General features: G+C 65.2%; 22 protein-coding genes and 1 tRNA gene. 9 read left to right on the top strand and 14 right to left on the bottom strand.

Translation table 11 applies throughout. From position 1 onward, the window contains the following. Positions 1–15: 15 nt before the first annotated feature. The 6 genes from iolD to CXQ88_RS13575 form a co-directional block, all read right to left on the bottom strand. Positions 16–1,944 carry a 3D-(3,5/4)-trihydroxycyclohexane-1,2-dione acylhydrolase (decyclizing) gene (iolD, locus tag CXQ88_RS13600; protein WP_104044683.1) on the bottom strand — a complete coding sequence of 643 codons (1,929 nt, stop codon included), beginning with the start codon at positions 1,942–1,944 and terminating at the stop codon, positions 16–18. A gap of 39 nt (positions 1,945–1,983) precedes the next feature. Then, positions 1,984–2,925 (bottom strand): Cgl0159 family (beta/alpha)8-fold protein, encoded by a 942-nt coding sequence (locus tag CXQ88_RS13595; protein WP_104044682.1) that lies wholly within the window; start codon positions 2,923–2,925, stop codon positions 1,984–1,986. Further along, positions 2,922–3,923, bottom strand: a complete 1,002-nt coding sequence (iolC, locus tag CXQ88_RS13590; RefSeq protein WP_104044681.1) for a 5-dehydro-2-deoxygluconokinase — start codon at positions 3,921–3,923, stop codon at positions 2,922–2,924. The genes CXQ88_RS13595 and iolC overlap by 4 nt, the downstream gene beginning before the upstream one ends. Positions 3,924–4,125: 202 nt before the next feature. Continuing rightward, entirely contained in the window at positions 4,126–4,530 is a 405-nt protein-coding gene (locus tag CXQ88_RS13585; RefSeq protein WP_104044680.1) for a tautomerase family protein, read from the bottom strand. A gap of 237 nt (positions 4,531–4,767) precedes the next feature. Continuing rightward, on the bottom strand, positions 4,768–5,613 hold the full coding sequence (locus tag CXQ88_RS13580; RefSeq protein ID WP_104044679.1) for an aldo/keto reductase: 846 nt from the start codon (positions 5,611–5,613) through the stop codon (positions 4,768–4,770). Positions 5,614–5,669: 56 nt separating this feature from the next. After that, entirely contained in the window at positions 5,670–6,881 is a 1,212-nt protein-coding gene (locus CXQ88_RS13575) for an MFS transporter (RefSeq protein ID WP_104044678.1), read from the bottom strand. Positions 6,882–7,051: 170 nt separating this feature from the next. Between CXQ88_RS13575 and CXQ88_RS13570 the strand changes: the two genes are divergently transcribed. The 3 genes from CXQ88_RS13570 (at position 7,052) to CXQ88_RS13560 (ending at position 8,529) form a co-directional block, all read left to right on the top strand. Beyond that, a complete protein-coding gene (locus tag CXQ88_RS13570; RefSeq protein WP_104044677.1) occupies positions 7,052–7,501 on the top strand; it encodes a MarR family winged helix-turn-helix transcriptional regulator in 450 nt (149 codons plus the stop codon). A 184-nt stretch (positions 7,502–7,685) separates the two neighbouring features. Beyond that, positions 7,686–8,030 (top strand): ArsR/SmtB family transcription factor, encoded by a 345-nt coding sequence (locus CXQ88_RS13565; RefSeq protein ID WP_104044676.1) that lies wholly within the window; start codon positions 7,686–7,688, stop codon positions 8,028–8,030. Between the two features lie 16 nt (positions 8,031–8,046). After that, positions 8,047–8,529, top strand: a complete 483-nt coding sequence (locus tag CXQ88_RS13560) for an SRPBCC family protein (protein ID WP_104044675.1) — start codon at positions 8,047–8,049, stop codon at positions 8,527–8,529. 136 nt (positions 8,530–8,665) lie between these two features. Here CXQ88_RS13560 and sucD read toward each other — a convergent pair whose 3' ends face one another. The 5 genes from sucD to CXQ88_RS13535 form a co-directional block, all read right to left on the bottom strand. Further along, the gene (gene sucD / locus CXQ88_RS13555) at positions 8,666–9,568 is read right to left on the bottom strand and encodes a succinate--CoA ligase subunit alpha (protein ID WP_104044674.1); all 903 of its coding nucleotides are present in this window, start codon (positions 9,566–9,568) and stop codon (positions 8,666–8,668) included. Between the two features lie 11 nt (positions 9,569–9,579). Beyond that, positions 9,580–10,749, bottom strand: a complete 1,170-nt coding sequence (sucC, locus tag CXQ88_RS13550) for an ADP-forming succinate--CoA ligase subunit beta (protein ID WP_104044673.1) — start codon at positions 10,747–10,749, stop codon at positions 9,580–9,582. Positions 10,750–10,971: 222 nt separating this feature from the next. Then, complete coding sequence (locus CXQ88_RS13545; protein WP_104044672.1) at positions 10,972–11,670, bottom strand: hypothetical protein; 699 nt, start codon at positions 11,668–11,670, stop codon at positions 10,972–10,974. Between the two features lie 8 nt (positions 11,671–11,678). Further along, entirely contained in the window at positions 11,679–14,186 is a 2,508-nt protein-coding gene (gene pcrA, locus CXQ88_RS13540) for a DNA helicase PcrA (protein WP_104044671.1), read from the bottom strand. Between the two features lie 77 nt (positions 14,187–14,263). Continuing rightward, positions 14,264–15,094 carry an inositol monophosphatase family protein gene (locus tag CXQ88_RS13535; RefSeq protein ID WP_104044670.1) on the bottom strand — a complete coding sequence of 277 codons (831 nt, stop codon included), beginning with the start codon at positions 15,092–15,094 and terminating at the stop codon, positions 14,264–14,266. A 32-nt stretch (positions 15,095–15,126) separates the two neighbouring features. Here CXQ88_RS13535 and CXQ88_RS13530 point away from each other — a divergent pair, with 32 nt between their 5' ends. Further along, a complete protein-coding gene (locus tag CXQ88_RS13530) occupies positions 15,127–15,759 on the top strand; it encodes a hypothetical protein (protein WP_104044669.1) in 633 nt (210 codons plus the stop codon). Between the two features lie 28 nt (positions 15,760–15,787). Here CXQ88_RS13530 and CXQ88_RS13525 read toward each other — a convergent pair whose 3' ends face one another. Continuing rightward, positions 15,788–16,561, bottom strand: coding sequence for a DUF998 domain-containing protein (locus CXQ88_RS13525; RefSeq protein WP_104044668.1), 774 nt, complete (start codon positions 16,559–16,561; stop codon positions 15,788–15,790). An 81-nt stretch (positions 16,562–16,642) separates the two neighbouring features. On the opposite strand from CXQ88_RS13525, the gene CXQ88_RS13520 reads away from it, so the two are divergent. The 3 genes from CXQ88_RS13520 (at position 16,643) to CXQ88_RS13510 (ending at position 17,615) form a co-directional block, all read left to right on the top strand. Beyond that, a tRNA-Arg gene (locus tag CXQ88_RS13520) sits at positions 16,643–16,715 on the top strand. A 1-nt stretch (position 16,716) separates the two neighbouring features. Further along, positions 16,717–17,196, top strand: coding sequence for a DUF6314 family protein (locus tag CXQ88_RS13515; protein ID WP_181037516.1), 480 nt, complete (start codon positions 16,717–16,719; stop codon positions 17,194–17,196). Further along, a complete protein-coding gene (locus CXQ88_RS13510; protein WP_104044667.1) occupies positions 17,193–17,615 on the top strand; it encodes an NUDIX hydrolase in 423 nt (140 codons plus the stop codon). Before CXQ88_RS13515 ends, CXQ88_RS13510 begins: the two co-directional genes overlap by 4 nt. On the opposite strand, the gene CXQ88_RS13505 is transcribed toward CXQ88_RS13510, so the two are convergent. Continuing rightward, positions 17,612–19,525 carry an ABC transporter ATP-binding protein gene (locus CXQ88_RS13505; RefSeq protein WP_104044666.1) on the bottom strand — a complete coding sequence of 638 codons (1,914 nt, stop codon included), beginning with the start codon at positions 19,523–19,525 and terminating at the stop codon, positions 17,612–17,614. The genes CXQ88_RS13510 and CXQ88_RS13505 overlap by 4 nt on opposite strands. Next, positions 19,522–21,165, bottom strand: coding sequence for an ABC-F family ATP-binding cassette domain-containing protein (locus tag CXQ88_RS13500; protein WP_104044665.1), 1,644 nt, complete (start codon positions 21,163–21,165; stop codon positions 19,522–19,524). Before CXQ88_RS13500 ends, CXQ88_RS13505 begins: the two co-directional genes overlap by 4 nt. 244 nt (positions 21,166–21,409) lie before the next feature. Here CXQ88_RS13500 and CXQ88_RS13495 point away from each other — a divergent pair, with 244 nt between their 5' ends. Both CXQ88_RS13495 and CXQ88_RS13490 read left to right on the top strand, forming a co-directional pair. Next, entirely contained in the window at positions 21,410–22,147 is a 738-nt protein-coding gene (locus CXQ88_RS13495) for a hypothetical protein (RefSeq protein WP_104044664.1), read from the top strand. Next, positions 22,144–22,881, top strand: a complete 738-nt coding sequence (locus CXQ88_RS13490; protein WP_104044663.1) for a hypothetical protein — start codon at positions 22,144–22,146, stop codon at positions 22,879–22,881. The genes CXQ88_RS13495 and CXQ88_RS13490 overlap by 4 nt, the downstream gene beginning before the upstream one ends. Positions 22,882–23,009: the final 128 nt, after the last annotated feature.

Below are 23,009 nucleotides of genomic sequence, written 5' to 3'. Positions count from 1 at the left end.
GATAAAGAGAGGGGGTCAGCCCAGCAGCTTGCGCTGGCGGGACTTGTGGTCGGTGTAGGTCTGGAAGGCCTGCTTTGTGGAGTCGAGGTCAGAGACCTGGGAGACGGGAACGTCCCACCACGATTCGGAGCTCGGGGCGTCCAGCAGCGGGTCGGATTCGACGTGGATCAGGATGGGCCCACTGCGTTCGGGCGCTGCCTTCGCGTCCCGGATGGCCTGTTCGAGTTCGGCGATGACCTTCTCCCCCGGTTCGATCCGGACCACTTTCACACCGAGGGATTCGGCGTTCAGGGCCAGGTCCACGGGGAGGGTTTCCCCTTCGTCGAAGCTGTGCCGGGCCTCGTCCAGGGCACGGTACTGGGTGCCGAACCGCTGGGAGCCGAGGGACTCGGAGAGCGAGCCGATGGAGGCGTAGCCGTGGTTCTGAATCAGGACCACGATCAGCTTGATGCGTTCGGCGACGGCGGTGACCAGTTCCGTGTGCATCATCAGGTAGGAGCCGTCCCCCACCATCACAACGACGTCCCGCTGGGTGCCGCCGCGGGCGGCTTCGGCCAGGGCTGCGCGTTTGACGCCAAGGCCGCCGGGGATCTCGTAGCCCATGCAGGAGTACGCGTATTCCACGTGGTAACCGAACGGGTCCCGGACCCGCCACATCTTGTGCAGGTCGCCGGGCAGCGATCCCGCGGCGCAGATGACCACGTCGGGCGCGTCCATGGCACGGGAGGTGGCGCCGATGATCTCGTTCTGCGCCGGCAGCGGCGTGTGCCGGGTATCGAACGCCTGATCGACCGTGGCGTCCCAACGTGCCTTCTCTTCCGCAATGCTCGCTTCGAGGTCCGCGCCGACACGGTAACCGCCGAGCGCATGGTTGAGCTTCACCAGGGCCTTGCGGGCATCGGCCACGATCGGCAGCGTGGTGCCGTGCTTGTACGCATCGATCGCCGCCACGTTGATGTTGATGAACTTTACGTCCGGGTTCTGGAACGCGGTCCGCGACGCGGTGGTGAAGTCCTCGTACCGGGTGCCGATCCCGATGATCAGGTCCGCCTCCGCCGCGATGGCGTTCGCCGCCGTCGTGCCCGTGGACCCGATCGCGCCGAGGGAGAACGGGTGGTCCCAGGGCAGGACACCGACGCCCGCCTGGGTGTTGCCGACCGGGATCCCCGTCAACTCGGCGAAGGCAGTCAGTTCGTCGTTGGCGTAGGCGTACAGCACGCCGCCGCCGGCGATGATCAGCGGACGTTTCGCGGCACGTATGGCCGCGGCAGCGCGTGCGATGTCCTCATCGTCGGCGTCCGGGCGGCGGATCCGCCACTCCCGCTCGGCCAGGAACTCCTCGGGCACGTCGAAGGCCTCGGCTTGGACATCCTGCGGCAGTGAAATCGTGACGGCTCCGGTCTCGGCCGGGTCCGTGAGAACCCGCAGGCCGTGGTGGAACGCGGAGAACAGCTGCTCCGGCCGGGAGACCCGGTCAAAGAACTTCGACAGCGGCCTGAACGCGTCATTGACAGTGATGTCGTACGCGTAGGGCTGCTCAAGCTGCTGCAGGACCGGGTCCGCGGCGCGGGTGGCGAACGTGTCACTCGGCAGCAGCAGTACGGGCAAACGGTTGGTAGTGGCCAGCGCCGCACCGGTGAGTAAGTTGGAGGAACCCGGCCCGATCGAGGTGCTGATCGCGAAGGTCTGGCGCCGCCGGGTGTGCCGGGCATACCCTACCGCCTGGTGCGCCTGGGCCTGCTCGTTCCGGCCTTGGTAGTACGGCATGATCGCCGGGTCAAGCTGCTGGTACTGCTTGAGGGCCTGCCCAACGCCGGCCACGTTGCCGTGCCCGAAGATACCGAAGGTGCCCGGAATGAGGCGTTCCCGGAAGTCCACCCCGCCGACAAAATCCACCGTGTACTGCTTGGAAAGGTACTCGACCACGGCCTGGGCCACGGTCATCCGGCGGGTTCCGGTTGCTGTTCTCGTCCCCATGGAAAGTTACTCCGATACTTCTGCTGATGCGGTGTGGTTAAGGAGGGAGGCGGCGGTGGCCACCGCGCCGGCAACATCACCGTCCGCCGGATACAACAGGGTGCGCCCCACCGTGAGGCCCTGCACGCCGGGCAGCGCCAGGGCGGCTTCCCAGCTGGCGAAGACTTCGTCCTGGGTGCCGTCGGGGTCCCCGCCCAGCAGCACGGTGGGCATCGTGGTGGCGGCCATGACCCGTTCCATCTCAGCGACGACGGGCAGCTTCATCCAGGTGTAGGCACTGGTGGAGCCCAGGCCCTCGGCGATGGCGATTGACTTGATCACCGCGTCGGTGGAGAGGTCATTCCGGACCTTGCCGTTGGTCCGCACCGATAAGAAGGGCTCAACCATGGCGATCAGCTTGCGCTCAGCCAGGGAGTCGATGGCCTTGGCCGTGGCTTCCAGCAGGGATACCGTGTCCGGGTCACCGAGGCAGATGCGGGTCAGCATTTTTCCTCCGTCGGCCCCGAGCGCTTCCAGCGCCGCGGCGGTGTGGCCGGTGAACCGGTCATCGAACTCGTTGACCAGGCCGGACAACCCGCCACGGTTCATCGACCCAAAAATCAGTTTGCCCTCCAGCGCACCGAGCAGCAGCAGGTCATCCATGATGTCCGGCGAGGCGAGCACACCGTCCACATCCGGGTTGGCCAGCGCTATCTGTAGCCGGTCCAGCAACTGGCGGCGGTCCGCCATCGCCACCGGATCCGAACCAACCGCGAGGGCGCCGCGGGCAGGATGGTCCGCCGCGACGATGAAGTTCTGCCGGCCGTACTTCAGGCCGGGGTGGCGGCGGCGCGCCTTGGCGGCACGGGCAACAGCATCCGGATCCTCCAGGCGGATGGTGCTCAGGTTCGCGTATCGGCGCGGATCATTATCCACGTCGACGGTGGCAGTGCCGAGGTTGATGCTCACAGTGCTGCTCCTTCGATGGCGAACTGGCCCGGAACTAGGCGGCAGCGTTCCGCGAGCAGGGAGGTGACCTCGTCCGGCGTCGGCATCGCATCGGCGCAGGACAGGCGGGAGGCGACGATCGCGCCGGCGGCGTTGGCGTAGTCCAGGATTTGGGCCAGCGGCCAGCCGGACAGCAGTCCGTGGCAGAACGCTCCGCCGAAGGAGTCCCCGGCGCCAAGGCCGTTGACGGTCTCGACCGGAACCGGGGCGGACACCACACGCTCCGTGCGGGTCTTGGCCATCACGCCCTCCGGGCCAAGCTTCACGACGGCGATCTCCACGCCCGCGGCCAGCAGGCGGTCGGCCTGCTCGTCCGGGGTCCCCTCGCCCACGGCCACGGCGCATTCCTTGTCATTGCCGATGGCCACGGTCACATGCGGCAGAATCTTAGCCACCTGGGCCCGGGCTTCTTCCTCCGCGGCCCAAAACATGGGCCGGTAGTCCAGGTCAAGGATGGTGTACTGGCCCTCTTGCAGGCCCGAGTGCGGGCGTGCTTCGTGGGCCTTGATGTGGGCTTCGCGGCTGGGCTCCTGGCACAGGCCGGTCACGGTGGACCAGAAGATCCGCGCGTCCCGGATGGCATCCAGGTCCAGTTCATCCGCTTGGATCTGCAGGTCCGGGGCCGTGGGGAACCGGCCGTAGAAGTACAGCGGGAAGTCCTCCGGCGGCTTGATCGCACAGAAAGTGACGGCGGTGGGCCACTCCTTCACCGGCGTAACAAAGGAATCGTCCACGTTAAACTTCTTCAATTCCCGGTGCAGGTAGGTCCCGAAGGCATCATCGCCAGTCCGGGTGATCACACCGGTCCGACGGCCGTGCCGGGCAGCGGCCACGGCAACGTTCGACGGCGATCCGCCAAGGTACTTGCCGAAGGACGTCACGTCCTCCAGGTCCACCCCAATGTCGTTCGGGTAAATATCAACGCTGATGCGCCCGATCGTGAGCAGTTCGTGGGTCACGGTAATCGCGGACCTTTCTTGTTAGAACTCTTTACCTTTGAGCAGTTAGAGCTCCGGCTCGGACCTCCGTGAGCGGGGCCACAACCCCTACTTTGCCCTAGAAAACATGTCCTGTCAAAGGTTTGTACTGACATACTTACAACAAGGTTTACGGCCGCCAATCTGCGCCCGCAAGGCGGCTCAACCGGGAACCCGGCAGGTCCTACTTCCGGGGAACGGCCAGTTCACCCGTGACATATTGGGCCCGCCCAAAGCCGAAGGACCAGTCATCAGCAGAGTTCTCCACGTAGCCGATAAAAACATCCTCACCGGCGATATCCAACTCCGCCAGGCGGCCCGCGATGGCCGCAAAGAGGGATTGCTTCGACTCCCGGCTTCGCCCGCCCTGCGTAAAGATCTGGATCATCACCACATCCGGCGTGCGCTGAAATCCGAGCCCGGCATCCTGGGCAACAATTTGCCCCGGAGGGTGCTCCGTGAGCACATGGAAATAGTCCCGCTCCGGGATTCTGTATTCGGCGAGGATCGCGTCGTGGATCCCTCGGCTGAGGCGGCGCAGGTCTCCTGCGCTGCGTCCCTGATTAACATCGATGCGCACGAGTGGCATTTTCATCTCCTAAAAAGTTTGTACTGACATACTAACAAAGTGCACGGACGGCGCGCAACGGTCGCCGCAGCGGCACCCGCGGCCCCGGCGGCGGCACCTTGGCGCAGGGCCAGAGAACAGCTGGAAACAGTACGACGACGGACGGCCACCGTCGCTGGGATGGTGGCCGTCCGTCGTCGTACTTAGCCGTTATTCAGTTATGCGGGAACGCGGGCGGGCCTGGGGACCCGGAGATGCTCAGCCGTTGAACTGCGCCGGGTGCGGGCCGGTGCGGCCGTCGCGCTCGAGGCCGTCGATCACGGCCAGCTCATCCGCCGTCAGGTCAAAGCCGAAGACGTCCAGGTTTTCGCGGATCCGCTGCGGGGTCACGGATTTGGGGATGACAACCCGCCCCTGCTGCAGGTGCCAGCGCAGGATGGCCTGGGCGGGCGTGACGCCGTGCCCGTCCGCAATGGCCGCCACGGCCGGATCGGCCAGCACGGCGCCCTGCGCGAGCGGGCTCCAGGCCTCCGTGACAATCCCGTGGGCGGCGTTGAATTCCGCAATGTCCCGCTGCTGGAGTGCGGGGTGCAGCTCGATCTGGTTGACGGCCGGCACGGTGCCGCCCAGGCCGATAATTGCCTGCAGGTGCTCGGGGAGGAAGTTGGAGACGCCGATGGCCCTGACCTTGCCGTCCGCCAGCAACTGCTCCAGCGCACGCCAGGAATCGAGGTAGCTGCTGGTGGCCGGCGCGGGCCAGTGGATGAGGTACAGGTCCAGGTAGTCCAGGCCCAGTTTGGCCAGGCTGGCGTCGAAGGCGGCCAGGGCGGCGTCAAAGCCGAGGTCTGCCACCCAGAGCTTCGAGGTGATGAACAAATCCGCGCGATTGATCCCCGACGCCGCAATGGCACGGCCGGTCCCTGCCTCATTGCCGTAGATGGCGGCGGTGTCGATACTGCGGTAACCGGCTGCAAGGGCGTGGCTGACCGCAGTGGTGGTGTCGTCGTCGGACACCTGGAAGACGCCGAAGCCGAGCTGCGGCATTTGCACACCGTTGTTAAGGGCGACGGCGGGAGTGGACGTGGCGAGCGAGGGTGAAGTCATGGGGTTCTCCAGTTTCGGGTGGTGGTCCAAGGACGAACGGTCCAGTGGCGGAGGGTCTAGTTGCGGACGGCCACGGGCTCAGGGGCAGCGTGCACGCCGGCGGGTGCCTGCCGGGCGGCTGTCCGCTTGGCGTTGGCCGCGGCGACGATCATCACGGCCAGTCCCAGCAGGGTGATCCCGGCGCCGGCCCAGATGGGTGAGGTGTAGCCGAGCCCGGCGGTGATGGTCACGCCGCCGAGCCAGGCGCCGAGGGCGTTGCCGACGTTGAAGGCGCCGATGTTGGCGCCGGAGGCGAGGGTGGGGGCGCCGGCCGCGTATGTCATCACGCGCATCTGCAGGCCGGGGACGGTGGCGAAGCCGAAGCCGCCCATCAGGATTATGGAGGCGATCGTCAGCACCTGGCTGCCGGCGGTCAGGGCGAAGGCCACGAGGACAACCACCAGGACGGCGAGCACCACAATAAGAGTGCGGTCCACATTTCGGTCCGCGGCCTTGCCGCCGATGGTGTTGCCGATGAAGAGGCCAACACCGAAGACGATCAGCAGCCACGGCACGGTGGAGGCTGCAAACCCGGAGACCTCGGTGAGTGTGAAGGCGATGTAAGTGAAGGCACCAAACATGCCGCCGTAGCCGAGGATGGTGACGAGGATGGAGAGCCATACCTGGCCGGAGCGGAAGGCCCGCAGTTCGCTGCGCAGGGTGCCGGGGGTGGTGTCCCCATGGCCGGTTTTTGGCACCAGGGTGAGGATTCCCGCCAGGGCAATGACGCCGATGACGGTGATGGCCCAGAACGTGGAGCGCCAGCCTGCCGCCTGTCCCAGCATGGTGCCGAAGGGCACGCCCAGGACGTTGGCTGCGGTGAGCCCGGTGAACATGATGGCGATTGCACCGGCTTTCTTGGTGGGGGCCACCATGTCCGCAGCCACCACGGCGCCGATCCCGAAGAACGCGCCATGGGCCAGGGCGGCAATGATGCGGCCGGCCATCATCATCCCGTAGCCGGGGGCGATCGCCGAGATCAGGTTGCCGGCGATGAAGAGCACCAGCAGCACCGCAAGGACGGGCTTGCGCTCAAAGCGGGTCACGGCGGCGGTCAGCCCCAGGGCGCCAACAACCACGGCGAGGGCGTAGCCGGAGATCAGCCAGCCCGCCGTGGCCTCGCTGACCTGGAAATCGGCGGCAACCTCTGGCAGCAGGCCCATGATCACAAATTCGGTGAGTCCGATGCCGAACCCGCCGAGGGCGAGGGCTATCAGGCCAATGGGCATGGGAATGCTCCTTCGAAAACTGTACGGGAGAAGATAGGACGCGTAGGCTGATAGTTGCAGACGCGTTATTTATTGTTGCATACGCAAGTATCCCGCGCAAACAACTATTATTGGCGCTGTCCCATGTGCGCCCTCCTGGGCCGTGGACATCGCCGGAAGAGGGTAGGGAAATGGGCATCAAGGACGACGCCGTGGAGGTCCGGGCGCAGGGTTGGCGCACACTCGCGGCTTTGCACGGGTTGATCGAGGGCGAGCTGGAGCGTGCACTCCAGGCCAAATCACAGCTGTCAGTGGTGGAGTACACCGTGCTGGACGCGCTCAGCCGGCAGGACGGCTGGCACATGCGGATGCAACAGCTGGCCCGCGCCACCGCCCTTAGCGCCAGCGCCACCACCCGCCTGGTCAACCGGCTCGAGGACCGCGGCCTACTCACGAGGATCCTCTGCGCGGATGACCGCCGCGGGATCTACACCGAGCTCACCACCAGCGGCGTGGCGCTCCTGGACGACGTCCGGCCGGTCCACGACGCCACGCTGGAGCGCGCCCTGGCGGAGGCCCAGGCGGTTCCCGAGCTGACCGCGCTGGTGGAGGCACTCCCCGGGTTGCGCGCGAGCGTCTAACCACCGCGCTCCCCCGCGCGCCGTCGTCGTGGGTTTTCCAGAAAATGGTTCCTCGACACCTCATACGCGGCAATACTTTGGACAAGACCTCTTGACCCTAGGCCGCACCAGGCATAGATTGGTAATCAACCAGATCATTGATCAATGATTTGGTTGATTACGAGCAGGAAGGCTGCGCGGAACGATGAAAACCCCTGACGACGCATCTCTGGACTCGGCCTTTATGGCCTTGGCAGATCCTGTGCGCCGCCTCATCATCGCCCGGCTCAGCCGGGGCCCGGCCACTGTCAATGAATTGGCTGACCCCTTTGAGATCACCAAGCAGGCGGTCTCGAAACACATCCAGGTACTCGAGCAGGCGGAACTGGTCACGCGGACCAGGGATGCGCAGCGCCGGCCCGTACACCTGAACCCCGCGCGGCTTGAGGCGCTCACCGCATGGATTGACCAGTACAGGTTGGTCCGCGAAGGGCAGTTCCGCAGCCTGGACGCCGTGCTTCGATCACGCGCTGCAGCAGGCAGCGACTAACCTCCAAGGAGTTATCGTGAGCAATTCCCTGAAACTCAGCGTCCCGGAAGGCCTTCCCTTCATCGATTACGAGCGCGAGTTCGACTTCCCGGTCGCGGACGTGTTCCGTGCCCACAAGGAACCGGACCTGATCGTCCAGTGGCTTGGCCCGCGGGGACTGAAGATGGACATCGACCACTACGACTTCCGCACCGGGGGCACCTACAGTTACCTGCACACTGGGCCGGACGGCGTCGCCTATAAGTTCAGCGGGGTCTTCCATACCGTCCGCGAAAACGAGTTCGCCATCCAGACCTTTGAGTTCGGCGGCTACCCGGACATCGTCAGCCTGGAGTTCATGACGTTCGAGGACCTCGGCAACGGCCGGACCCGCCTCAAGGGCCACTCTGTCTACCCCAGCCAGGAGGCCCGCGACGGCATGGCGCAATCCGGCATGGAGGGCGGCATGACCGAAGGCTACGAAAGGCTGGACGAGCTGCTTAGCGGCGCGAAGGTCTAAAACGCAGAAGTACGACGCAGGTCCGGTTATCTCCCTAGGGGAGGTGACCGGACCGGCCTCGTACTTAAGCAGAAAACGCGGGGCCGCCCTCCCGTCCCGAAGGACGGCAGGCGACCCCGCGTCTACGCTATTGGTGCTAGAGCGTCGCGAAAACTTCGCGCAGCAGCTTGGCCGTTTCGGACGGCGTCTTGCCGACCTTTACACCCGCAGCCTCGAGGGCTTCCTTCTTGGCCTGGGCGGTTCCGGCGGAACCGGAGACGATGGCGCCGGCGTGGCCCATAGTCTTGCCTTCGGGAGCGGTGAAGCCGGCAACGTAGCCAACAACGGGCTTGGTGACGTTGGCCTTGATGAAGTCTGCCGCACGCTCTTCAGCGTCGCCGCCGATTTCGCCGATCATCACGATCGCCTTGGTTTCTGGGTCAGCCTCGAACGCGGCCAGGGCGTCGATGTGGGTGGTGCCGATGACCGGATCGCCGCCAATGCCGATGGCGGTGGAGAAGCCGAGGTCGCGCAGTTCGTACATCATCTGGTAGGTCAGGGTTCCGGACTTGGAGACAAGTCCGATGGGGCCCTTGCCCGTGATGTTGTTCGGTGTAATGCCGACCAGTGCCTCGCCGGGGGTGATGATGCCGGGGCAGTTCGGTCCGATGATGCGGGTGACCTGGTTGCCGTCAGCATCTACCGTGGACTGGGCAAGTGCCCAGAACTCGGCGGAGTCCTGGACCGGGACGCCTTCGGTGATGACAACGACGAGGCCGATGCCGGCTTCGATGGCCTCGACGACGGCGCTCTTGGTGAATGCCGGCGGCACGAAGACGATGGAGACGTCAGCACCGGTTTCGGCCATGGCTTCCTTGACGGTGCCGAAGACGGTGATTTCGCTGTCGCCGTGCAGGACAGTGGTGCCGGCCTTGCGGGCGTTAACGCCGCCGACGATGTTGGTGCCGGCCTTCAGCATCAGGGCGGTGTGCTTGGTGCCTTCGCCGCCGGTGATGCCCTGGACGATGACCTTGGAGTCCTTGTTCAGATAAATAGACATGGTGCGTCCCTTTACTTAGCTGCGTTGGCGAGCTCGGCGGCCTTGTCGGCGCCCTCGTCCATGGTTGCGGCCAGGGTAACCAGCGGGTGGTTAGCCTCGGCCAGGATGCGGCGGCCTTCCTCGACGTTGTTGCCGTCGAGGCGGACTACGAGCGGCTTGTTCGCGGAGTGGCCCAGCTCGGCCAGTGCACCAACGATGCCCTTGGCGACGGCGTCACAGGCGGTGATTCCACCGAAGACGTTGACAAAGACAGACTTGACCTGCTCATCGCCGAGGATGACGTCCAGGCCGGCGGCCATGACCTCGGCGGACGCTCCACCACCGATGTCCAGGAAGTTGGCCGGCTTGACGTTGCCGTGGTTCTCACCGGCGTAGGCAACGACGTCCAGGGTGGACATAACCAGGCCTGCACCGTTGCCGATGATGCCCACTTCGCCGTCCAGCTTGACGTAGTTCAGGTCCTGCGCCTTGGCCTTGGCCTCGAGCGGATCTGCAGCATCCTTGTCTTCGAGGAGGGCGTGCTTGGCGTGGCGGAACTCGGCGTTCTCGTCCAGCGTGACCTTGCCGTCAAGCGCGACAATCTCGCCGGCGCCAGTCTTGACGAGCGGATTGACCTCAACGAGGGTGGCGTCTTCCTTCTTGAAGACGTCCCAGAGCTTAAGGATCACTGCGGCCACCTTGCCGCGGAGTTCCTCAGCAAAGCCTGCGGCTGCGACGATTTCGTCAGCCTTGGCCTGGTCGATGCCAACGGCGGGGTCGATGGCGATTTTGGCGAGCGCCTCGGGGCGTTCGACGGCGAGCTGTTCGATTTCCATGCCGCCTTCAACCGAGCACATGGCCAGGTAGTTGCGGTTGGCCCGGTCCAGAAGGACGGAGAAGTAGTATTCCTCCGCAATGTCAGCACCCTGGGCGATCATCACCTTGTTCACGGTGTGGCCCTTGATGTCCATGCCCAGGATGTTGGTGGAGTGCTCAAGTGCTTCGTCGGCGGACTTTGCGACCTTGACGCCGCCGGCCTTGCCACGGCCGCCAACCTTGACCTGTGCTTTGACGACAGTTACGCCGCCGATTTTCTCGGCAGCTGCCTTTGCTTCTTCTGGGGTGTGCGCCACGATGCCGGCAAGCACGGGTACACCGTGCGCCTCGAACATATCGCGCGCCTGGTATTCAAACAGGTCCACGGTTTAGTGTCCTTCTACGTCGAAGTAGTTTCTGTACAGTCGGACACCATCGAAGACGATGACCGGGCTGCGGAATTGCTCGCACCGGCGGCCTGTTGGAAACGAGCCACGCGGCGTGATGCTCCACTGGGAACTCTAGTCCTTTGGAGGGACCGGCCCGTCCAAGACTACCGCTTATGTGAGTAAGGACACTATTCTATGGAGCGTAGAAAAACCGCGGAATTACGGGGTTTTTGAGGCCTCTGCCGGTGCCGGTGAGGCACTTTTTGCGGGACCGGATAACAGCTCGTAACGGCCCTGCGAAACAAAGAATCCGACGCCGCCCGATACGTTTCCGCATGCCACCCCGCCGTTGTAGGCGGAACAGCGCAGCCCGTTGCCTTCGAGGTTCTTTCCCTCCCCCAGCACCTGCAGCTGGGCTACGGGACCTGCCTTGCTGCCGTTGGGGCCATATGTTGCTTCCATCTGTGTGACGCCCGAACGGCACTCTCCGTAGCGAGAACTGTCCGGAGTCAGCAGCACAACACCGCCCAGATAGCCCAGGTTTGTTCCCGCGCAGTCATCCTTGACGTCCCCGGTCCCGGGTTTCGGGTACCGGGCCAGTTCACAGTGGGCTACCGGCACCGTCGCCAGCTTGTTATTGGCGCTATCGCCGAAGTTGTTCTGCTCGTAAGGGAGGTTCACGTGCTCTCCCCGGGCAGACGTGAGGGAACAGGCAACGCTGCGGTCCTCGGTGATAAAGGAAATAACCCCGTCACCGGTGGAATAACCTTCGGGGTCCACCAGTGCCGCCTGTTCAAGCTGTTCCAGCGGCGGCAACGGCGCCGGCGGGACGTACCCGGGATCCTCCGTGGTGATGGTGCAGGCCGTGGCCGCCGTTAGCATCATGGCGGCCAGGACCCCCCGAACAGTACGTCGCATTCGGGGGCTTAGGCGTCGAGTTTAGTCAGCGGGGCGTAGCGCAGCAGCAGCCGCTTTTCACCGACGTCGAACTTCACCTTGGCCACGGTCTTGTCCCCTGCACCCTCGAGCGCCAGGACGGTTCCGTTGCCGAAACTGGTGTGGTTGACCTTGTCCCCCACGCTGACGGCTACGATCTCCTTCTGCGGCTGCACCCGGGTCCGGGCAACGATTGCGGGAACATCGGCGTTAAAGCCGGCCGAAGAGTCAGCAGCGGCACCCCGGGCTGTTCCGGCGCCCCAGAAGGACCCGCTGTAACGGCCGGAACCTATTGATCCGCCGCCCCAGCCGCCTGCCTGCCGGCTGCTTCCTTCGCGTTTCCATTCCAGGAGCTCAGCGGGGATCTCCTCCAGGAACTGGCTCGCAGGGTTGTACTGGCTTTGGCCCCACATGCTGCGGACCTCGGAACGCGTGACATAGAGCCGCTTGCGGGCACGGGTGAGGCCCACGTAGGCAAGCCGGCGTTCTTCGGCCAGTTCCTTGGGGTCGGTGGCTGAGCGCTGGTGCGGGAACAGTCCGTGCTCCATACCGGTCAGGAACACCACGGGGAATTCGAGTCCCTTGGCCGTGTGCAGGGTCATCAGTGTGACAACGCCCAGTCGTTTCGCTTCAGCCACGGCGGCGGCTGTGTCTTCGGCGTCACCGCCGGGGGCATCCGGGATCTGGTCGGCGTCAGCCACCAGGGACACCTGTTCCAGGAAGGCTTCAAGCGTTCCTTCCGGGTTCTCCTGTTCGTATTCGCGCACCACTGCCACAAGCTCGGCCAGGTTTTCCACCCTGGACTCGTCCTGCGGATCGGTGCTGGAGCGCAGCGTGGCGAGGTAGCCGGTCTGCTCCAGGACGGCCTCCAGGGCCGCCGCGGCACCTGAACCCACTGCCACTTCGGCGAGGTCATCCAAAAGTTTCACGAATCCGAGGACCGCGTTGACGGAGCGGGTGGCCATCGCCGGGGCCTGCTCGGCACGGCGGGCGGCCGCCATAAAGGAAATCCGTTCGCGCTGGGCCAGGGCCGCGATGGCACCTTCGGCCCGGTCGCCGATGCCGCGCTTTGGTTCGTTGAGCACCCGGCGGAGGTTGACGTCGTCGTCCGGGTTAACCAGGACACGAAGGTAGGCGAGGGCGTCCTTGATTTCCTTGCGCTCGTAGAAGCGGGTGCCGCCCACCACCTTGTACGGCAGGCCAACCCGGACCAGTACGTCTTCGATGGAGCGGGACTGGGCGTTGGTGCGGTAGAAGATGGCAACATCGCCGGGACGGAGGTTGTCCTCATCCTGGAGCCGGTCAATTTCCTTGGCAATGAACCGGGCCTCGTCATGCTCGTTCTCGCCGACGTAGCCAACGATCTTGTGGCCGTCACCTTCCGCCGTCCACAGGCGTTTCTCGGGACGGTTGGGGTTGCGCGAAATAACGGAGTTGGCCGCACTGAGGATGTTCTGCGTGGAGCGGTAGTTCTGCTCCAGTTTGATGGTCCGCGCCTCGGGGTAGTCCTTTTCGAACTCCACGATGTTGCGGATGTCCGCGCCGCGGAAAGCGTAGATGGACTGGTCCGAGTCGCCCACCACTGTGAGCTCGGATGCTCCCGGACCTTCACCCACGATTTCGCGGACCAAAGAGTACTGGGCGTGGTTGGTGTCCTGGTATTCGTCCACCAGGACATGCCGGAACCGGCGGCGGTAGGACTCGGCGAGCGCCGGGAAGGCCCGGAACATGTAGACGGTCTCCGCGATGAGGTCGTCGAAGTCCATGGCGTTGGCCTGGCGCAGCCGCTGGGTGTAGCCCTTGAAGACCTCGGCTACCGCCTGGTCGAAAGGATCGTTGTAGTTCGCCGAGGAAGCGTACGAGTCAGCATCGATGAGTTCATTCTTCAATGCGGAAATCTTGTGCTGGATGGCCTTGGGCGCAAACTTTTTGGGATCCACGTCCAGGGTTTTGGACACCTGTGTGACCAGCCGGAGGGAGTCCGCGGAGTCGTAGATGGAGAAGTTGGATTTCAGCCCTACATTGGCGGCTTCCTGCCGCAGGATGCGCACGCAGGACGAGTGGAAAGTGGAGATCCACATGATCTTCGCGCGGCCGCCCACAAGCACTTCAATACGTTCCCGCATTTCCGCGGCGGCCTTGTTAGTGAAGGTGATGGCGAGGATTTCGCCATGGTGGGCACGCCCGGTGGCAATGAGGTAGGCGATCCTGTTACTGAGCACCCGGGTTTTACCCGACCCGGCGCCGGCCACGATCAGCAGCGCAGGACCCGTGTGTTTGACCGCTTCTTCCTGTTGGGGGTTCAACCCCTCCAGGAGCTGTGCGGCATCCAGGCGGTGGCCTCGGTGGCCCTGCCCTTCCGGAGCCCGGTCCACGCGAACGCTGCCGCCCGTTCCCGGAGCCGCAGCTACGCCCTCGGAAGGCGATTTGGTGCGGGCAGCGGCGGCGGGAGCGGCTTTGAAAGGTCCGTCAGAGTACGGGTCGAACAACATATCCATGATGCCTACAAGTCTAGGCGGTGGGGCCGACACCCACTTCCAGCCTGTGGATTACGTGGCCAGGATTACCCGGACTTTCAGGCCACCGAGCCCGACTCCAGTGCCGCACGCAACTCGCGTACCGCCGTCGTGCCTCCTGCCATGAACCACTCCAGGCCGTTGACGCGGACGGTGTCCACGGCCCCGCCGGCAGCACGGACGATTGCCTTGCCCGGCAGCCAGTCCCACTCGGGGCAGCTGTGCTGGAACCAGCATCCGAGCTGCCCGTCGGCCACCCGGCCAAGGTCGCAGGAGCCCGAGCCGAGCATGCGCAGGGCGGCGGCCGAGGTGGCGGCGGCGTGCCAGGGCATTGCGCACAGAGGGTCCATCAGCCAGCTGGGGTGGATGTATGTGGCCGCGCCGAGCTCTGCAACGGCAGTACTGTTCCGCACTCCCCTGTCCTCGTGGAACACCGTCAGTGGCTCACCGTTCAAGGTTGCCGGGTGCGCCCTGCCCCCGAGCCAGAGCTTGTCCTCCTCCGGCTGGAAGATAGCGCCGAGCACAACATCGGAGGGATCCTTAAGGGCGATGGCCGAGCACCAGTACGTGGAGCCGTGCAGGAAGTTGTAGGTGCCGTCCACGGGATCGACGACCCAGGTGCGGCCGCTGGTCCCCTGCACCGAGGCGCCCTCCTCCCCCAAAATGCCGTCTGCAGGCCGGCAGCGCTGCAGCTGCTCCAGGACGTATGACTCTGCAGCGTGGTCCGCTGCGGTCACGACGTCGGAAACTGAGGTCTTTCGCTCGGACTGCAGGCCCGCCATTCGCATAAGCAGCGCCAGTTGTCCGGCTTCGCGGACCAGGGCTGCCGCCAACTGGTAGTCGTCCAGGGAGGGGTCAAGTTCAACAGCGCTGTGCCGGCCAATGGTCATGGCTTCAGTTTATGGGGCGGGATAATGGTGGCATGGCCAAAACCCCTGCCCAGCGGATCAAGAAGCACGGCTCCAGGGCGGTTGTACCGCAGCACCACCTCCCGCCGGTGGTCAATCCCACCACCGCGCGCACGCCGCAGAAAGCCGAAAGCAACGGCAATCTCATCCTGATTGCCGGCGTGGTGGCCAGCCTGTTCCTGTTCTGGTACCTGCACCTGCTGACGCTGGACCAGCTGCGGCAGGTCTCCGGGGGGCTTGCCATGCCCGATTCACTGATCGGCGGGTTTGATCCTGCCTACGTCAGCCAGTTGCACTCCGCCATGGACGAAGACGCGCGCGGCCAGCTCAACTACGTCCACAAAACGGCCGGCACCCTGTTCCCGCTGATCTTCGGGTTCACGTGGCTGCTGCTGATCGGAACGAGCATCGCCCGGAAGACGCTGCGCTGGGCGCTTTGGGCGCTCCCCCTGCTGTTTGTGGTGGTCCGGCTGTGGGGCAACGCCGCCATCGACGGCGTGCTGGCAGCGGGAACGCCCGACGCCGGCCAGGTCGCCCTTGCTGCCGGTCTCACCGTTGCGGGCTGGGTACTGCTGGTGCTGAGCCTGCTGGCGGGAGCTGCTGCAGTGTTCCTACGGGCGCGGAAGCCAAAAGACGCCGACGCCTGAAGACGTGGAAGTTTAAGGACGCCGTAGCCTACAGCGTGTGCCCGGCCGCAGCCGCCGCCGCCGCCCGGACCTGCTTCCGGTGCCGGTGCACCCGCTGCGCGATGACCAGCCCGGCGGTGGCCATTCCCACCGTAACGGGGTAGCCCATGAGCCGCTCCAGTGTCCCCGGTTCAGGGACACGCATGCCGGTCAGCCCGCCGGTTACCAGGGCGGCAGCGGATACAGTGCCGCAGGCAAGGATGAACCAGGCCATCACTGTTTTCCGCAGCCAGAGGATGCCCAGGACCAGCAGGGCTGCCGCGCCGGTGATGAAGTACAGGACGGCGCCGGCATAGTGCCAGCCGGAGCCGGCGTCTTCCGGCACCAGACCAACGATGACGGTTCCGGCTCCCGCAGCACCGGTCAGCAGCCGCACAGCCGCGGCTGCCAGCCAAGGCATTCGCCGGCCCGGCTGCACGGCGGCCCCGGCAATGGCAGCCACCCGCAGCAACCCGGAACTAAGGAGCAGCGCGCCCAGCAGCATCCCCAGCCCCTGGACCACAAACGAGGCGTTCATCAGCCAGTTCAGCGGGGAACAGACCTCCCGGCCATCAAAAATGCCGCAGTTCAAGGCGCCCAGGTCGCTGATGTAGCCGGTGCGCAGGTCATACGGGCGCGGTCCCGCCCAGGCAGCAATAACTGCCGCCTCCGCCGCGAAATACTGCAGAACGCTCAGCACGGACCAGGCACCGATGTACTGCCGGGTGGAAGTGGTGTCCGGAATGAATGCCGCGGATTGGGCAGTGGACGGCGCTGAACTCATGCCTTGAGCGTAGTACGGCTCCGCACCTTGTATGCTTGTATCCGTGTCCGGCCGGAGGCTTTGCCGCTCCACCGTACGCCCGCCCTCGTAGCTCAGTGGATAGAGCACGGCTCTCCTAAAGCCGGTGTCGTTGGTTCGATTCCAATCGAGGGCACTTGAACTTTCCTCCCCCGGAGTTTGCGCTCCGCGCCTACCTGCTCGGCCCAACCGCCACTGCGAAGTCGGGGCGCTGGACCGTCCAACGGGACCTTCTGGACCGTGCCAACGGCACCCACGGAACATTTTCCGGCGTCGTGCAATTTGTCCCAGCGGACGACGGCGGCCTGGCCTTGCGCGAGGAAGGCACCATGCGCTGGCCTGCCTTCACAGGCCCCGCCTCCCGCGAGTACCTGCTAAGGCCCACTGAACGCGCCGACGCGCTGGACGTCTTCTTCACCGACGGGCGCCCCTTCCACACCATGAGCTTCACGCCGGAGGCCAACCTGGATCAACACTGGTGCGATCCCGACACCTACCGTGTGGCGTACAACTACGGAGATGCGGACCGGTTCACTTACAGCTGGGACGTCAAAGGCCCGCAGAAGAACCTGCTGCTGACGTCGACACTGCTGCGGCAACCGGCACGGGAAGCATGAAAAACCGCATAGTGGTTTCCGCCGTGTGCGTCTTTGATGACGCCGGCCGCCTGCTGACTGTCCGGAAGCGCGGCACGTCCATGTTTATGCATCCCGGCGGCAAGCCGGAAGCGGGTGAAACCGCGGTACAGACGGCGGCCCGGGAACTGGCCGAAGAGGTGGGCATCGTCGTCGATCCGCGCGAGCTGCAGCTGATGGGGGTCTGGATCGCGGACGCCGCCAACGAAGCCGCCACCGATATCGAGGCCACGGTGTTCCTGGCGCCAGGCACCTGGGAAGCCCATCCTTCCGCCGAGATTGCGGAGATCCGTTGGCTGGACCTGGATGGCGAACTGCCCGGGGACCTCGCCCCGCTGCTGACGGACCATATCCTTCCGGAGCTGGCCGCAAGGCCTGCAGGCGCCCGACCCGAGGGCTAAAACTCCGGCACTGCCTCCTGGGCCACTGCCGTGGCCTCGGCAAACTGCGTCCGATACAGCTCCGCGTAACGGCCTTCGGCAGCCAGCAGTTCGGTGTGGGTCCCACGTTCCACAATCCGGCCGTCCTCCACCACCAGGATCACATCGGCGGCACGGACGGTGGACAAACGGTGTGCAATTACGACGGCGGTACGCCCCTCGAGCGCGGCGCCCAGGGCCGCCTGCACGGCAGCTTCGTTGGTGGAGTCGAGCGCGGCCGTCGCCTCGTCCAGGATCACCACGCGGGGCTGGGCGATGAGCAGCCTGGCGATGGTGAGCCGCTGGCGCTCACCGCCGGAAAGCCGGTAGCCGCGTTCACCCACCACCGTGTCCAGCCCGTCAGGCAGGGAGCGGATCATGGCTTCGAGCCGGGCCTGCCGGATCGCTTCCCACATGTCCTCGTCAGTGGCATCCGGCCTGGCGAGCCGCAGGTTGGAGGCGATGGTTTCGTGGAAAAGATGGCCGTCCTGCGTCACCATGCCCAGGGTGTCCCGCAGTGAGTCGAAGGTGGCATCGCGCAGGTCCAGCCCGGTCCCGGGAGTGGTACCGCCCAGGCGCACCGCGCCGGAGTCCACGTCGTAGAGCCGGGCCAGGAGCTGGGCGACAGTGGATTTGCCGGCGCCGGAGGATCCCACCAGCGCCACGGTCTGTCCCGGTTCCACCCGGAAGCTGATGCCGTGCAGCACCTCTTCCCCGCCTCGGGTGTCCAGGGTGGACACCTCCTCCAGGGACGCCAGTGAAACCTTGTCCGCGGAGGGGTAGGCGAAGCGGACGTTGTCGAACTCCACCGAAACCGGACCGGCCGGAACCGGCACGGCGTCCGGCTTCTGCTGGATGAGGGGTTTAAGGTCCAGGATTTCGAAAACACGCTCGAAGCTGACCAGGGCGCTCATAATTTCGACGCGCGCGTTTGAGAGTGCCGTCAGCGGAGCGTAGAGCCGGGTGAGCAGCAGGGCCAGCACCACAACGTCGCCCGCCGCGAGTTGCCCGGTGATGGCGAACCAGCCACCCAGCCCGTACACGAGGGCGAGGGCCAGCGCGGAGACCAGCGTCAGTGCCGTCACGAAGGTGAACTGCAGCATGGCGGTCCGGACGCCGATATCGCGGACGCGGCCGGCGCGGACGGCAAATTCCCGGGATTCCTCGTCCGGACGGCCGAAGAGCTTGACCAGGGTGGCGCCGGGGGCGGAGAAGCGCTCCGTCATCTGGGTGCCCATGGCAGCATTGTGATCCGCCGCCTCACGGCGCAGGTCCGCGAGCTTTGACCCCATCCGCCGCGCTGGGATGAGGAAGATGGGCAACAGGACCATGGCCAGGACTGTCACCTGCCAGGACGTGCCAAGCATCACGATGAGCGTGAGGATCAGGGCCACCACATTGCTGACCACACCTGACAGGGTGCCGGCGAACGCGGACTGGGCGCCGATCACGTCGTTGTTCAGCCTGCTGACCAGGGCGCCGGTGCGGGTCCGGGTGAAGAACGCGATGGGCATCTTCTGCACGTGGTCGAAGACCCGGGTGCGCAGGTCCACGATCACACCCTCACCAATGGTGGAGGAGAGCCAACGGCTTACCAGGCCCAGGCCTGCTTCGGCCACGGCCACGACGGCGATGAGCACGGCAAGGCGGACCACCTCCTCGGCTGCGGCCTTGGCCACAATCGCGTTCACTACCTGCCCTGCCAGGACGGGCGTGGCCACGGCGAGGAATGCCATCACAATGGACAGGGCCACAAAGCCCAGCAGCTTCGCGCGGTGCGGCCGGGCAAACCCCAGGACACGCTTCAAGGTGGCCTTGGAAAACGGCTTGGAACCGCTCTTGGCCCTGGTGATGTTGTAGAGGGAGCCCCAGGCAACCCGTTCCATGCTCATTGCTGTTGCTCCATTACGGTCCCGTTTTCCACATTCCAACGCACGTCCAGCCGCACGTTTTCGAGGAGCCTCCGGTCGTGCGTCACCAGTAGCAGGGCGCCGTCGTAGCTTTCCAGCGCCTCTTCAAGCTGTTCGATGGCCGGAAGGTCAAGATGGTTCGTTGGCTCGTCCAAAACCAGGAGGTTCACCCCGCGCGCCTGCAGCAGGGCCAAAGCAGCCCTGGTCCGCTCGCCCGGGGACAGCGAGTCAACGGTCCGTGCCGTGTGGTCCGCCTTGAGGCCGAACTTGGCGAGCAGCGTGCGGACCTCTGCCGGGTTCAGTTCCACCAGGACGGCCTCGACGGCGTCAGCCAGGGTAAGGTGGCCTGCCAGCAGCCCGCGGGCCTGGTCGATTTCGCCGATGGCCACCGAGGCGCCCATGGCTGCGTTGCCAGACTCCGGTGTAAGGTCACCCAGAAGCAGCCGCAGCAGGGTGGACTTGCCGGCGCCGTTGGGGCCCGTGATGCCGATCCGCTCCCCCGCATTGAGCTGGAGGTTGACCGGGCCGAGGGTGAAACTGCCCTGCCGCACCACAGCGTCGCGGAGGGTTGCCACCACAGCGCTTGAGCGCGGCGCCTTGCCAATGGAGAACTGGAGCTGCCATTCCTTCCGGGGCTCTTCCACTGCGTCCAGCCGGGCAATCCGCGACTCCATCTGCCGCACCTTCTGCGCCTGCTTCTCGGAGGACTCGGTGCTGGCGGCGCGGCGGATCTTGTCGTTGTCCGGGCTCTTCTTCATGGCGTTCCGAACGCCCTGGGAGCTCCATTCACGCTGCGTGCGCGCCCTGGACACCAGGTCCGCCTTGGTGGCTGCGAACTCCTCAAACTTCTCGCGCGCGTGCCGCCGCGCTACTGCACGTTCTTCCAGGAAGGCGTCATAGCCGCCGTCGTAAACGGCCACGGAGTTCTGCGCCAGGTCCAGTTCCACCACCGTGGTGACGCAGCGGGCCAGGAACTCGCGGTCGTGGCTTACCAGCACAGCCCCGCCGCGCAGTCCGCGGACAAAGTCCTCGAGTTTCGCAAGTCCGGCCAGGTCCAGATCGTTGGTGGGTTCGTCCAAAAGGACGACGTCGAACCGGCTGAGCAGCAGGGCTGCGAGCGCCACCCGCGCCGCCTGGCCGCCGGACAAACGCGTCATCTCGGCGTCGGCGCCCGTTTCCAGGCCCAGATCGGCAAGGACGGCGGGAATGCGGTCGTCCAGGTCCGCGGCACCGGAAGCCATCCAGCGGTCAAAAGCCAGTGCGTAGGCGTCATCGGCTCCGGGCGCGCCGGAGCCCAGCGCCTCTGCCGTGGATTCCATCTCTGCTGTGGTCTGGGCGCAACCGGTCCGCCGGGCAATGTACGCAGCCACCGTTTCGCCGGGGACACGCTCGTGCTCCTGGGGAAGCCAGCCCACAAAGGCGTCAGCGGGAGCAAGGCTTACGGTCCCGTCCTGCGGCTGGTCGACGCCGGCAAGCAGGCGCAGCAGGGTGGACTTCCCGGCGCCGTTGGCCCCTACGACACCCACAACATCACCGGGTGCGACGGTGAGGGAAAGTTCGGAGAAGAGCAGCCGGTGGTCGTGACCGCCGGAAACATCCTTCGCAACAAGGGTCGCAGTCATGGATCCATCCTTTCACCGGAGCGCGCAGCAGGTCTGGCGCCTCTCGGCCCGCAAAGCCTCTGCATTCCGTCAGGAGGACGGCGCCCGGAGCCCGGACATAAAAGAACCCGCTGGTCCGGACTTGGGGGGTGTACGGACCAACGGGCTCGACCATCAAGCATAGTCGAATCGAGGGTGTGGGTAAAATCGGCGGGAAACCGGCAGGCTAAAATCGACAAATCATCCGTTCTGCAGAGAGCTCTCCATGACCCTCCCCGCCAAGGCGTTCCAGCGCTGGCTGCAAGGCATTGCGCCGGACGCCAGCACGGCAGACGTCTGCAGGATCTCCGGGATCAAGCGGACCACCCTGGCCCAGCAGCTGGTGCGGGGAAAAGTCTCAGTAAGCACGGTGGTCAGTATCAGCCGGGCGTACAACATCAACCCGGTGGCGGCCCTGGCCGACTTCGAACCGTACCGGGAATTGGCCGGCCCCCAGCAGCCGCCTGCCCGCTGCGAGCTGGTCAGCCAGATTTCCACCGCCGACCTCCTGCGAGCCATGCTGGCCCGCCCGGGGATGGACCCAGCCGGAGAACCGGGCGACAAGCCGCCGGCACTGTCGCCTGCGCCGCACGCCACGTCCGTCAAGAACTGGGTTGATGCCATTGACGACGGCGAAGTGCGGCACCGCGTTTCTGCCGCTACCGGCATTGCCCCGCAAAACTACTCCGCGCAACTGACTGCCAACCGGCTTTCAGCGGAGCTGGCGGTGGCCACGGCCAGGGCGGCAGGCGTTGGAGCCGCCAGCGGCCTGGTGGCCACCGGCTTGATCACGGAGGAAGAGGCGGGGTGGCCTCCCGACGCCCGCCAGGCAGCATTGGACAGCCTGTCCGACGGCGACCTCGCCGCCCTGGCCGGTGACCGGCTGCAGGCCTTGGGCAAAGTTTTACGCCGCCAGGAACAGGACCAGGCGCAGACAGAGAAGATTTGGGAGAACCTGGGATGATTGAAATCTTTCAGTGGTCAACGCTGGCCACCTGCGGCCTCATTGCAGCGGCCCGGATACCCAGCGCGCTTCGGGGAGAGAACCGGTCCCTCTTTTATATCTTCGCCCTGATGACCGCGGCTATTTTTCTGAGCATCGAGGCGCCGTATATTGCAGTGGATAGAGCGCTGGGAGGCATCAACCTCGCCAACCTGCTGCTGCGCTTCATCATCTTCTCTGCCATCTACTTCGTCGGGATACGGGTGACCCGGGGGTTCGGAGCAGACCATGCCTACCGGCTCATCACAGGCAGGCTCGGCATGATGGTGCTCCTGGTCATCTCCCTGGTGATGACCGCCCTGTTCTTCCTGATGGACACGGTGGGTTCTTCGGCAGGGCTGTCTGCGACCTCCGGCAAAAGTGAGCTCAACTTCGCCCTGGTGGAGTACTACGGGGCGGCGGGACGCGCATATCCTTCGTACGTCTCCCTGGTCCTGCTTCCGGCCATGGTTCGCGCCGTGGGCAGCCGGCTTCCCGTGCTGGTACGGTTCGCGGCCGGGCTTCTGGCACTTGGCGGAATTGCCATTGCCCTCACCCTGCTGTTCCCCCTGGTGCCGCCGGAGTGGGGTGCACTGGAATTCATCGTCAACTACACGGCAGTGCTCTGCTTCGTCCTCGGCCTCGCGCTCATTTGGGCAGCCAGGGTGAGAAACAGCAGGAGCCCTGGGCCTAAGAGGACATCTACTGAAGCGTAACCTGTGGGGCTTTCACAAAATCATTAGAATGTGAAACAATCATGAATGTGTGAAGGTGGGGGTTGCGGGGCGTTTGCGAACGGGGATACTTTCTTGAACGGAAGCGGCCCCCGGGGGCCTTTGCACGC

This window comes from Arthrobacter sp. ZGTC412 (assembly GCF_002929215.1).
GTDB lineage: Bacteria > Actinomycetota > Actinomycetes > Actinomycetales > Micrococcaceae > Arthrobacter.
The sequence above is the reverse complement of the archived record's forward strand: the minus strand, read 5'-3'. Positions and strand labels throughout refer to the sequence as shown.